The sequence below is a fragment of the Staphylococcus sp. LKG4-2 genome, assembly GCF_050955665.1.
GTDB lineage: Bacteria > Bacillota > Bacilli > Staphylococcales > Staphylococcaceae > Staphylococcus > Staphylococcus saprophyticus.
Window position 1 is genome coordinate 399,090 of the sequence record NZ_CP194532.1, and the last position, 12,518, is coordinate 411,607.

Sequence of the window (12,518 nt, forward strand, 5' to 3'; positions counted from 1 at the left end):
AGCTCTGAAATCATAAGGATTCTGAGTTAGCTTTTTATTATAGTAATGAGGGTCTGAGGCATAGATAGTTGTCTCGGACTCTGTTTGCAATTAGGTAGTAGGTGACAGAATTGAAAATATAAAGTCTCACTTATTTAAAGAGACTATTTTCTATTTTTAGAGAAACGCGTCGTTCTTATATATGACCTTTAGATTAGGGTAACCCTTTATCCCAGCCAACATTGCAGGGATGTAACTAACAAATCTCTACTAGAAAATTTGATTTCTGTTCTATTCTCTTATTTTTGTTTTATAGTAAGCGCGATGATAAAGGCAATGATCATAAATGCTGTAATCATCAATACAACACCAGGCCATTGAATAGCGCCATAAAAAATCCCTGCTAAAGTACCACCGACAGATGACCCCATGTAATAGAAAAGTAAATATAAACTAGATGCCTGTGCTTTATGATCTTCGGCACGACTTGTAACAACTGCACTTGCAATTGCATGACCACTGAAAAACGCATAAACACTAAATGCTAAACCTAGTATTTTAAAGGGTAATGGCGGTAGAAGTGTGATCCAAATACCGAAAATGAGCAGCAATATACTAAATTTCAAAGCATTTAAAGTCCCAAGTTGTGCTCTTAATTTTGCATTAAGTATAGATGAAATCATACCGATTAAAAATAATAAATAAACAAAGCTAATCACACTATCATGTAAATGATAGGGTTCATCCGCTAATACAAAACCGATATAGTTAAAGGCTGCAATGTTACAACCTAAAAGCAAAAAACCTATCATAAATGGTTTTAATAATCTAATATTCTTCAAATGTTTACTGTAACTCACTAATAATGCTTTGACAGAAAAGCGTTGTTTTTCGAAATGGTTAGATGCAGGTAATAGAAATGTAAAAAGAATTGCAGCAATCACACTAATAATACCTATTGAAATTAGACCTGTTTGATAACCATAAATACTAGAAATAAAACCAGTGAATATCCTCCCAAAAGCACCACCAAAAGCATTACCGCTAATATAAATTCCCATAGCTTCAGGTAAATTATGTGAAGAAATTTCTTCGCCAATATAAGCCATTGCTATGGAAGGGAGCCCTGCTAAACAGATACCTTGTATCAAGCGCACGATTAGAAAAGTATTAAAATCTAAAATAAAAGGTTGCACCAATGCTAAAAGTGACACAGATATAACAGAAAATATCATAATCGGTTTGCGACCTAAAACTTCTGATAGTGCACCGAAGAACAGCATTGCAATCGCTAAGGTGATTGTTGCTGCAGACAGCGCTAAACTAGCAACGGTTTCGCTTACATTAAAAGCATTTGTAAAATGTGGAATAAGTGGCTGCACACTATAAAGAATTGAAAATATAGTGAATCCTGAAATGAACAGGGCAACAATGATTTTTATATAAGCCTGTGATCCTTTTTTGACATAGTTGTTTTTTAAATCGTCCAATGTTAAAACCCCGCTTATGATCTGATGTATTTATGTTAGCATGTAATTAATAATATAAAAAATGCATTATTTTCATTTAATGAATGCACAATATGCATAAGGGGTTGTTGAGATGGAGTGGCATCACTTTGAATACTTTAAGCAATTAGCACAAACTGAAAATATGTCAGAGTGTGCAAAAATGTTAAACGTAAGTCAATCAACGTTGAGTAGGGCGATAAAGAACTTAGAAGCGGAACTAGGCATCCCACTTTTTAACAGGGTTGGAAGAACGATTAAACTGAATAAGTACGGTATCGCATTTTTAAAAACGACGAATAATATCATCAATGAAATGGATATCTATAAAAGTAATGTGCTTGATGCTACTAATGTATATAATGGGAAATTAGTCATAGGTTTTTTACATTCAGTGGGCGTGACCTATATATTAGAATTTTTAAAGTCATTTAATTTAGCATATCCAAATATCCAATTGAAATTGATACAATATGATGCGAAACGCTTAATTACAATGTTAGATGACGGGGAAGTGGATATGATTATTACTACTATTTCTGAAACAAGTCAGAATACGCATTTTGAACCGCTCATTGTAGAAAAATTATATGTGACATTACATGAACAGCATAGGTTAAGCCATTGTAGTGAAATTGCTATTGAAGCATTGGTGAATGAAAAATTCATATTATTAAAGCCTAATTTATTATTACGACAACAAGTAGATGAAATATTAAAAGCATATCAATTTACACCGGAAATTAGTTTTGAAGGTGACGAAGTCATTACAATAGCGACATTTATCAGTTCTGGACTGGGCGTATCTATATTGCCACATTTGAGGGATGTGCGCTTACCTAATTTGAAACAAATTCCAATAAAAAATCATGATGCGAAAAGAACGATAGGATTGTGTTATAAAAATAAAAGTAACAAGGTTCCAATAATAAATAAAACTAAAGAAAGTTTGATTTATTATTTTTCAAAGATACAAAAATAGAGGCATAATCATTTAAATAATTAACTATATTTGAGTTAACTTCCATTTTTCTTTCTTACTTGCTGTGGTGTTATACTACGCGTGATAAAAATAAGCATTCATTTATACATCGCTTCCCTCATTATTACGAATAGTGAGGCGTATTTGTTGGTGTGGCTTCACAATCAAGATGAAAAGGAATGAGATACATACTTTTTCGTTTAGTATTAAAAATTCCAAAAATAATTACACAAAATAACCGTACAAATAAATTTTGTACGGTTATTTTGTTATTTTAAGTCATTTTATATACGCAATTCAAAAATATTTTAAAAGGTAAAAAATTTCTTTTAAAAACTATTGATTTTAATTAAAAATGTTATAAGATTATAGAGTATGTGTATAATTAATTTTAAAATGGAGTAAAACACATTAAATAAATAATAAGAATAAAATTGGGGGATTGGGATAATATGAAAAGATTATTATTTTTTGTAATAATGGTTATGTTTGTATTAGCTGGTTGTGGTACTGAAAATGATGAAGCAAAAAGCGCGGATAAAGATTCAGATAAATCAAAAGCAACTAGCAAAATGAAAAAGTTTAAAATTGGACAGGGTGTTGATGCAGATGGTGTGCAAGTGAAATTAACTAAAATTGAATATGTTAATGATTATGACGAATATAGTGCACCAGAAAACGGAAAAGTTATTAAAGTGTATTTGAAATTTAAAAATAATAATGAAGATCAGGTGCTTATGGATTCATCTGACTTTAGCATGAAGGTAAATAATGAAAATTATCAAGAATGGTTTGGTAATGACGATACGAATGCAGGCTTTTCTCATCAATTAAATAAAGGGAACACTGGTTCTGGATACATAACTTATGATGTGCCGGATAGTGATAATTATACTTTAGAGATGGATGCTACGCCAAAATTCAATAATGTAAAAGCTAAATGGGAAATTAAAAAAACAGATATCAAGGAAGCATCTGTAGCTAATAGTAATGAGTCGAATGATGAAGCGGAAACAGACACTAATGTTGAATCAGAAGATAGCGAAGAACCAAAAATAACAGATGAAGACTCAGAAGATACTGAAAGTGAAGAAACAGGATATTCAGCAGAAATGTATAACGCACTAGTGGATGAATATAACGCATTAACTGATGGTGAAAAAATGAATCATGTAGACGATGATGTGTTAGAAATCGAATATGATCAATTAGAAGCACGTGTTGACGCATTATATGATAAGAAAATGGATGAAGAAGATAAAGCTTTAGAAGAAGAAATGGAGCAAGAAGACAAAGCTTTAGAAGAAGAAATGGAACAAGATGAAAAAGAGTATGAAGAGGAAATGGAAGCTATAGATAAAGAATACGAAGAAGAAATGAAGAAAATCGAAGAAGAAGATACAACGGATGAAGATACATCAGAAGATGACGCAGCATAAACTAAAAATGAAAGAGGTAAATAAATATGAATCAAAATCAAACGGTTAGACAAACAAACAGGGTAGCAGAAATGATTTTAGGAATTTTAGGAAGTATATTTGGTATTTTAGGTGGATTATTTGCTATTATGCTTGATGGTATTGGTGCAGAATTTGGAGCTACTGAAAGTGGTAGTATTACAGGATTAGGCATAGCAGTTATTTTAACATGTATTATAACTCTAGTGCTTAGTTGTATAATAAATAAAAAAAGAGTACTTATAGGAGTGTTGCTATTAGTTGGTGGCATTTTAAATATCGTGTTTATTAGCTTTTTTGGCATATTGTCAGGAATTTTAATTTTAGTTGCTGGTATCTTAGCTTTAATTAGAAAATAAGTTAGTATTTAACGAAAATAGTGACAATACTTTAAATAGTTTTTAGTAATGATAAAAGTAAAACACGCTCAATGATGTGCACCTGAAAATTGGTATGAAAACCTAATTTTAGGAATTTAGTACATATTTGAGGGTGTTTTTAATTTTTAAATAAGGCATATTATAAATAATAGTTTCATGAATCTTACATAGATTATTTGAAATATGGCTATGTTCATATCATAATTATGGAAAACGATAACGGAAGAGGATGGTTCGATGTTTACAATCTATGGTCACAGAGGTTTACCGAGTAAAGCGCCAGAAAATACACTGGCTTCATATAAAAAGGCTGCTGACATACCTGGTTTAAAATGGATTGAATTAGATGTTGCAATTACGAAAGATGAACAGCTAGTTATCATACACGATGATTTTCTTGATCGAACAACGGATATGACAGGTGAAGTAACTCAATTAGATTATATGGACATAAAGAATGCTTCGACTGGCAGTTGGTTTGGCAAAGCATTTGAAGCTGAAAGATTGCCGACTTTTAAAGATGTCATCAAGATGGCGAATGAAACGCAAATAAATCTAAATATTGAATTAAAGGGCGTAAGTGGTTCGAATGGTACGGCCTTATCTGAAAGCATGGTTACACAAGTCGCTGAACAATTAAAAGAACTAGATTCGAATATAGAAGTATTGATTTCAAGTTTTAATGTCTATTTAGTTAAATTAGCCGAAGCATTATTGCCAGAATATCCAAGAGCATTAATTTTTAAATCTGCAGCGTTCCAAGGAGATTGGAGAACTTTATTAGATTTTTGTGGATCAAATATTGTAAATATTGAAGATGCCAAACTTTCTCAAGCGCGTGTGAAAATGATAAAAAATGCAGGTTATACATTAAATGTGTGGACAGTTAACAAATCACTACGTGCGAATCAATTAGCTAATTGGGGCGTAGATGGTATTTTTACGGATCATGCTGACGATATGATTCATTTAGAGAGACCATAACGATTGAAAAATGAATGGGTACTGATGACGATTTAGCAATAAGAAGTCACTTTTATGTGTGTAAGCATTTTAGAAAATAAGTAAACAAAAAAGTAATCATTTATTATTAATTAGACGTCTCAACAGTTAATATATGAAAATTAGATAATCCGTGGTATGAGAACTGTTATAATAAAGAAAATAGTGAGTAATATATGTATGGATAATGCTCAAATGGATTTCAGCTAGTAAAATTGTATTAAAATAAGAAACAGAGGATTGTGTGTAATGGAAAGTAATAGTAATAACAATGATTATGAGAATTTGTTGTTTTATTTTGCCTATAAAACATTTATTAACACTGCAGATGAAATAATCGAAAAATATGGGTTGAATAGACAACATCATCGTTTTTTATTTTTTATTGAGAAAGTACCTGGTATTACAATTAAAGATTTATTGAAAAGTTTAGAAATATCTAAACAAGGTAGTCATGCCACATTAAAAAAATTAAAAGATGAAGCTTACATCATTGAAAAGCAAACAGCTACGGATAAGCGTGTCAAAGCGTTATATTCTACTGATAAAGGTACGAAATTAGTTAGAGAGTTAAATAAAAAACAAAATGATATGTTTCAAGATATACAGAAAAAAGTAGGTAATGATTGGTATGCAATTATGGAAGAATTGGCTTCATACCGTACTGGTTTTCAGGAAGTGAAATATCTAAAAGATGATTTTAACAAATAAATATGAGTGTCTAACTAACGATATAGCGTAACGAGCTGTATCGTTTTCTTTTTTTAAACAATAAGTCGCTATCAATATATAAGTCAACATTGTTGACCTTTTATAATAAATGAGTTAAATTTGTAGTGTAATTGAGATGGTTTGAAAGGGGAAATGAGAATGAAAAAAAGAGTTGGACAATATTTAATGGACTGTATCAGTGATGTTGGTGTAGATAAAGTGTTTGGTGTTCCAGGAGACTTTAATTTAACATTTTTAGATGACATTATTAGCCGAGATGACATGGAATGGATTGGTAATACGAATGAGTTGAATGCGAGTTATGCAGCAGATGGTTATGCTCGCATGAAAGGTATAGCCGCAATGGTTACGACATTTGGTGTTGGAGAATTAAGTGCCGTTAATGGTATAGCTGGTTCATACGCTGAGCGTGTGCCTGTGATTCAAATAACTGGTGCACCTACAAGAGCAGTTGAAAACGCTGGGAAATATGTACATCACTCTCTAGGAGAAGGGAATTTTGATGACTATAGAAATATGTATGCATCCATTACTACAGCGCAAGCGTATATTACACCAGAAAATGCACAAAGTGAAATTCCAAGAGTAATCAATGCAGCACTTTATGAAAAAAGACCTGTGCATATTCATTTACCCATTGATGTGGCAAATAGTGAAATTGATGTAGCAACGCCATTTGAAATTGAACAACGACCACAGACTGATGTAACGAAGTACATGACAATGGTTAAAGATAAATTACAAAGTGCAGACAAACCAGTTATTATTACCGGACATGAAATTAATAGTTTTAAATTACATGAGAAGCTTGAACAGTTTGTAAAGCAATCTCAAATTCCGGTTGTACAACTTTCATTAGGTAAAGGCGCATTTAATGAAACATCTCCTTACTACATGGGGATTTATGATGCATCGTTAGCCGAAGAAGATATTAGAAATTACGTAGATCAAAGTGATGCTATCTTAAATATAGGTGCAAAATTAACTGACTCTGCTACAGCTGGCTATTCATATCAATTTGATATTGACGATGTAGTTATGATTAATCATCATCATTTTAAAATGAATGAAACGAAAGATACAGAAGTATCATTGGTAGATTTATTGGACGGCTTGAATACCATTAACTATGTGAATAATGCGGAATTCCCAAAATTTAAACAACCGAAAGCACATGATTACGATTTGACTGATGAGCCGTTAACACAAGAAACGTATTTCAAAATGATGCAAGATTTTATTAGAGAAGAAGATGTTATATTAGCTGAACAAGGTACATCATTCTTTGGTGCGTATGATTTAGCATTGAAACATAACAATAAATTTATTGGACAACCACTTTGGGGTTCTATTGGTTACACATTACCAGCTACTTTAGGCACACAAATGGTAGATACAAGTCGTAGAAACTTATTGTTGATTGGAGATGGCTCACTACAGCTTACGGTTCAGGAAATATCAACAATGATTAGAGAGAAGATTAAACCTATTATTTTTGTGATTAATAATGATGGTTACACAGTAGAACGTAAAATCCATGGTGAAAATGCTATGTATAACGATATTAAGATGTGGGATTATAAATTATTACCTACCGTATTTGGTGGAAAAGATGAAGTTCAAGTACATGATGTGAATACGAGTGAAGCATTTCAAAAAGTACTACTTCAAATAGAAGCGCAACCAGACACAATGCACTTCATTGAAGTTAAGATGGGTGTTCATGACGCGCCACATAAATTAAATGCAATTGGCCAAGCTTTCGCAAAACAAAATGGTTAATATCGTTGCAATGATGCAAGATTACAGTCATTAAAATATATTAGATAATTAGCAGTATAATTAATAAAGATAAGAGCGACACAAATCCGAAGGTAAAATTTGGGTTTGTGTCGTTCTTTATTTTACGTTAGATATAAATAAATTTTAAAGAATAACGATATATCGTTGACATATTTCGATATATCGAAATAAAGAAAGGTGATTTATATGTTTAGAAGACATTTTCATAATACAAAGAGAAAACGTGAAGGATTTGAATTCGGTTTTGGTAGAGGTCAAGAAAGATTTGGAGATCCTCAAGGTAGAGAAAGATTTTTTTAAAATTGCCCAAATCATTAAACAGAAAAATAATGATTTAGCCGCCCAAAAGTTAGAACATAGTATCCAAGTTATTGAAGTATTAGAACAAGCATTGGATAGTGCAAACATCAAAGTAGGACCATCGCAAAAATAGAACGCATGAAGCGTGTAAAGATGATTTTCTTCAAATGATGAGCAGTCATTACTGCTATAAAAAAGAGTGAGAACCTTCATCTAGTTAGTTTATTAGATGAAGATTCTCACTTTTTCATTTTAATCTATTTGAATGTGCTTTCTGACTTCATTTTGAATGTCATTATATACATTAGTGAAAGACTGTCCAGAGTGAAGTGCTGCATTTTTAACATCTTCAAATTCAGGTTTTGCTTTTATAATTTTATTATCTTTCATTGCTAGTTTGACCAAAATGGCGCCATATGTTGTATGGATGGTTTGGAATTGACGATGCAAAATTTTGCGATTAACAGCGTAACTGCGCACACCGAGAGATGTAGTGTGTTTAAGAATAAAATCTTCGAATTCCTTTGCTTGTGTGACGCTACTTATTACTGTTAATTGAGTCGCAGGCCGACTTTTCTTCATCGTAATAGGTGTGTAAAATGCGTCTAATGCGCCTTCATTTATCACTTGCTCTATAAAGTAACCAAGTGTTTCTGGCGTCATATCATCAATTTGACATTCTAATACTTGTACTTGATTTGGGGTCGTTTCTGTCGCTGTATATTGTATAGCACGTATAACATTTGGAAACTCAAAGTCTTTTGTACCACAACCGTAACCAATATTTGACATTGATACAGCAGGCAAAGGACCGATATGTGTTGCTAAAGCCTTAATAAATGCCGCACCAGTGGGTGTTGTCAGTTCACTTTGAACATCAAATGTTGCAAGTGGGATATCCTTAAGTATTTCAGCGGTTGCTGGCGCTGGAATGGGATATATACCATGTGCAATTTTAATCTTGCCATTTCCAGTAGGTACGGGTGACGATTTTATTTCATCAATACCCAAATCTTCTAATGCAAGACAACTACCTATAATATCTATAATGGAATCCATCGCACCAACTTCATGAAAATGGACATCTTCTATTTTCATGCCATGAATTTTTGCTTCAGCTTGTGCAATAACATCAAATATCAGCATGCTACGTTCTTTGACTCTGTTGGGTAAAGTGCTCTCGTTAATCATTTTGAAAATGTCTGACGCTTTTCTATGATGATGTGCTTCTTCAAAGTCAATTGCTAGACCCATCGCTTGTATGCCTTGTTTATTTTTTTTAGCAAAGTTTAAACTAAATTGATCTAAAGGTAGTGATAATAAGTGTTGATGCACATAATCTACATCTGCACCTAAATCTACCAAAGAGGATAATAACATGTCACCCGCGATACCCGCATGACAATCTAAATAAAGACCATTTGTCATAATTTACCACTCCAATTTTAATGACTCTCAATCATATTAATAATCATAGCAGCATTGTAACCACCACCAAAACCATTATCAATATTAAGCACACTTGTACCTGGTGCACATGAATTAACCATAGATAATAAAGTTGTTACACCTTGTAGATTGGCTCCATAACCGATACTCGTGGGTACAGCGTAAACCGGATGATCAACTAATCCAGCAACAACGCTTGAAAGGGCGCCTTCCATTCCAGCAATAACTACTGAAACTTTACTTTGTCGAATAGATTCAATATGTGCAAATAATCGATGAATACCTGAAACACCTACATCATAAAAACGTTGAACTTGAATCCCCATGACTTCAGCGGTGATAGCAGCTTCTTCGGCAACTGGTAAATCTGAAGTACCTGCACAAATGATGGAGGCATAATGATTTGTCTTAGCTATATGTTTGATTGGTGTTGAGACAATGCGTGCCGTTTCATGGTATTCAAGCTGATCATATTTGGCAGTAATATGGTCAGCTTTTTCTTGGTCAATTCTCGTAATCAGAACAATAGAGTCATGTTTAATAAGTGTATGCACGATATCATGCAATTGTTCTTTTGTCTTTCCTTCACCAAAAATGACTTCAGGAAAGCCTTGGCGTTGTGTTCTATGAAGATCGATTTTTGCAAAGCCTAGCTCGTCGTAGTGATTTAATTGGTCTTTTGCATCGTCGACAGATAATTCATTTGCATGTACAGCTTTCAGTAATTGTTCTATTGCGTCGTATTTTTCTACCATTTGACTGCCACCTTTACTTTGTTAATGTGTATGATGCGTATCAATCACTTCATTCATACTGCCTGTACGGTAGCCCTCAAGATCAATCGTAACGTAGTCGAATCCAAGTTCTTTAAGGTAGACGGTTATCTGGTCTTTGTTATGGATTACACTAGGTATATCAGCGTCGTTGACTTCAATTCTAGCAATATTTTGATGGTAGCGGACCCTAACATGGTTTAAGCCCAAAGCTAAAATAAATTTTTCAGCTTCATTGATTTTATTTATTTTTGAAATGCTTAATGGTTCGCCGTAAGGAATACGAGAAGCGAAACTGCATAATGCAGGTTTGTTCCAAACAGGTAGATGGTTGGAGTTGCTCATAGCTCTCACATCAGATTTAAACAATTCAGCCTCTTGGAGAATGCTTCTAACATTAAATTCTGTTCTTGCTTTTAATCCTGGTCTAAAGTCATTGATGTCATCCATAATCATCCCATCAACTACATAGTTAAAGTTGAGCTGTGCGCGTAATGCTTCGAGCTTAGAATATAATAGACGTTTGCTGTAATACCAACTATCAGGGGTATTTTCAACGATATGTGGATCTTTTAAAGCTTCTATCTCAGTTTCAATTACTTGGGCATTGAGTTGATGAGCTAAAGCAATGGCTTGATCAAATTCTTCATTTCTAGTTAATTCAGATTTAACAATAACGGCTTTGACATGATCATGTCCTAAAACATCGATTGCTTTTTTTAGCACAAGACTACTATCTACACCACCAGAAAAAGCAACAATAACACTGTTCATATCTTTAAGAATCGTTTCTAATTTTTGTTCTTTTGTAATCATTTCAGTTAACATAGTATTCCTCCTCAATTATGATTCAACATATGGAATTGTCAGTGGTCCTAACGGCATGACGCCTATGGTCATGTCAGTTCCATATTTTGTTTCCAGTTCTTTTAATGTGTTATTAATCTCATGTACAGGATGAAGCATAGCATCTGTTGTTTATTTATCAGTCAGTTTAGAGTATAAATATACATCAGCAAATGTTTGAATGACTGCTTGTTTTTGAACTTGCCATTGATCGAGCATTGCAAAATTCGGATCGCTAATCATGTCCACAAGGCCTTGCGGGGAGTCTGCCATTTTCAGTATTTTAGCGTAGTTACCGTGATTGGGATAACCATCGCTACATTCTGATAACATGATGATACTGCCACCTTCTTTAACTACTTTGTGCGCAGCACTCATGCCTTTAACGGTTTGATATAAGTTCTGGTCTAGCGGATAACCAGAATTTGAAGCAATCACTACGTCAAAACGATTATCACATTTAAACATGGCATGAGCCTTAGCATAGGCGCATCCTTTATCGTGTGCTTCATATAATTCTCCAGCAAAGACTGCGGTAATTTCTTTTTCTTTATTTAAAGTGACATTGAGCATAAAGTCAGGTTTACACATAGCGTTGATTTCTCTAGTCATATCCTGGACGGGATTATCCGTCATATTGCCCCATGTAGAGCGTATATCGCCAATCATTTTAGCGTTGTGAAAAGTCATGATTGTTTCAATACCTGCAATACCAGGCATTATGCCTTTTGGGCCACCAGAGAATCCAGCAAAGAAATGCGGTTCGATAAATCCAGTGACGATTTTAAAATCGGCTTCAACATAGTCTTTATTTAAATAGACATCACATCCATATTTACTATGGCCTACCTTACTTAAAGTATCCTTGTCGTTACAATGATTATGAACAATTTTAATTTGATCGACGACATCTTTACCTAACATTTGTATCAATTCTTCTTGTGTTTGATCACGATGCGTGCCTGTACCATTTATGATGACGAAATTCTCAGGCGGTACGTGTGATAAAGTTTCTAGGATCAATGGCACAAGGATATGATTAGGCGTTGGTCTAGTAATATCGCTAATGACAATGGCGACGGTTTGGTTTGCACTTACCATTTCATTTAATGGTTTAGTGCCTATAGGATCTGCTAAAGCATTACGAATTGCATTTGTATCGTCATCGAGTGCATCGATATCAGTAGGTTCAATCAATACACTGTGATCAGGTAAATCGATTTCGACATTGGATTTACCATATAATATGCTTGTTTTCAAAATGATCTCCTCCTTATACTTCAAATTATGATATAACACATGACTAG

General features: G+C 33.4%; 11 protein-coding genes and 1 pseudogene. 7 read left to right on the forward strand and 5 right to left on the reverse strand.

Annotated features, from left to right (window positions below; translation table 11 throughout):
* Positions 1 to 278 precede the first annotated feature (278 nt).
* Positions 279 to 1,487, reverse strand: a complete 1,209-nt coding sequence (locus ACM6UH_RS01855; RefSeq protein WP_074381770.1) for an MFS transporter — start codon at positions 1,485 to 1,487, stop codon at positions 279 to 281.
* A gap of 94 nt (positions 1,488 to 1,581) precedes the next feature.
* Here ACM6UH_RS01855 and ACM6UH_RS01860 point away from each other — a divergent pair, with 94 nt between their 5' ends.
* The 7 genes from ACM6UH_RS01860 (at position 1,582) to ACM6UH_RS01890 (ending at position 8,276) form a co-directional block, all read left to right on the forward strand.
* On the forward strand, positions 1,582 to 2,469 hold the full coding sequence (locus ACM6UH_RS01860) for a LysR family transcriptional regulator (protein ID WP_433911989.1): 888 nt from the start codon (positions 1,582 to 1,584) through the stop codon (positions 2,467 to 2,469).
* Between the two features lie 452 nt (positions 2,470 to 2,921).
* Positions 2,922 to 3,908 (forward strand): DUF4352 domain-containing protein, encoded by a 987-nt coding sequence (locus ACM6UH_RS01865; RefSeq protein WP_141711947.1) that lies wholly within the window; start codon positions 2,922 to 2,924, stop codon positions 3,906 to 3,908.
* A gap of 26 nt (positions 3,909 to 3,934) precedes the next feature.
* Positions 3,935 to 4,285 carry a DUF4064 domain-containing protein gene (locus ACM6UH_RS01870; protein WP_011302165.1) on the forward strand — a complete coding sequence of 117 codons (351 nt, stop codon included), beginning with the start codon at positions 3,935 to 3,937 and terminating at the stop codon, positions 4,283 to 4,285.
* 258 nt (positions 4,286 to 4,543) lie between these two features.
* Positions 4,544 to 5,290 (forward strand): glycerophosphodiester phosphodiesterase family protein, encoded by a 747-nt coding sequence (locus tag ACM6UH_RS01875; protein ID WP_011302166.1) that lies wholly within the window; start codon positions 4,544 to 4,546, stop codon positions 5,288 to 5,290.
* 267 nt (positions 5,291 to 5,557) lie between these two features.
* Entirely contained in the window at positions 5,558 to 6,019 is a 462-nt protein-coding gene (locus ACM6UH_RS01880; protein ID WP_011302167.1) for a MarR family winged helix-turn-helix transcriptional regulator, read from the forward strand.
* Positions 6,020 to 6,178: 159 nt separating this feature from the next.
* A complete protein-coding gene (locus tag ACM6UH_RS01885) occupies positions 6,179 to 7,822 on the forward strand; it encodes an alpha-keto acid decarboxylase family protein (protein WP_069804934.1) in 1,644 nt (547 codons plus the stop codon).
* A gap of 286 nt (positions 7,823 to 8,108) precedes the next feature.
* Positions 8,109 to 8,276, forward strand: coding sequence for a hypothetical protein (locus ACM6UH_RS01890; protein WP_232160376.1), 168 nt, complete (start codon positions 8,109 to 8,111; stop codon positions 8,274 to 8,276).
* 119 nt (positions 8,277 to 8,395) lie between these two features.
* Here ACM6UH_RS01890 and larC read toward each other — a convergent pair whose 3' ends face one another.
* The 4 genes and pseudogenes from larC to larA all read right to left on the reverse strand — a co-directional run bounded on the left by larC (position 8,396) and on the right by larA (position 12,471).
* Entirely contained in the window at positions 8,396 to 9,571 is a 1,176-nt protein-coding gene (larC, locus tag ACM6UH_RS01895; RefSeq protein WP_069804932.1) for a nickel pincer cofactor biosynthesis protein LarC, read from the reverse strand.
* 17 nt (positions 9,572 to 9,588) lie between these two features.
* Entirely contained in the window at positions 9,589 to 10,347 is a 759-nt protein-coding gene (gene larB, locus ACM6UH_RS01900; RefSeq protein ID WP_064205596.1) for a nickel pincer cofactor biosynthesis protein LarB, read from the reverse strand.
* A gap of 21 nt (positions 10,348 to 10,368) precedes the next feature.
* On the reverse strand, positions 10,369 to 11,193 hold the full coding sequence (gene larE, locus ACM6UH_RS01905; RefSeq protein WP_064205597.1) for an ATP-dependent sacrificial sulfur transferase LarE: 825 nt from the start codon (positions 11,191 to 11,193) through the stop codon (positions 10,369 to 10,371).
* Between the two features lie 15 nt (positions 11,194 to 11,208).
* A pseudogene (gene larA, locus ACM6UH_RS01910) lies at positions 11,209 to 12,471 on the reverse strand (nickel-dependent lactate racemase).
* Between the last annotated feature and the right edge of the window lie 47 nt (positions 12,472 to 12,518).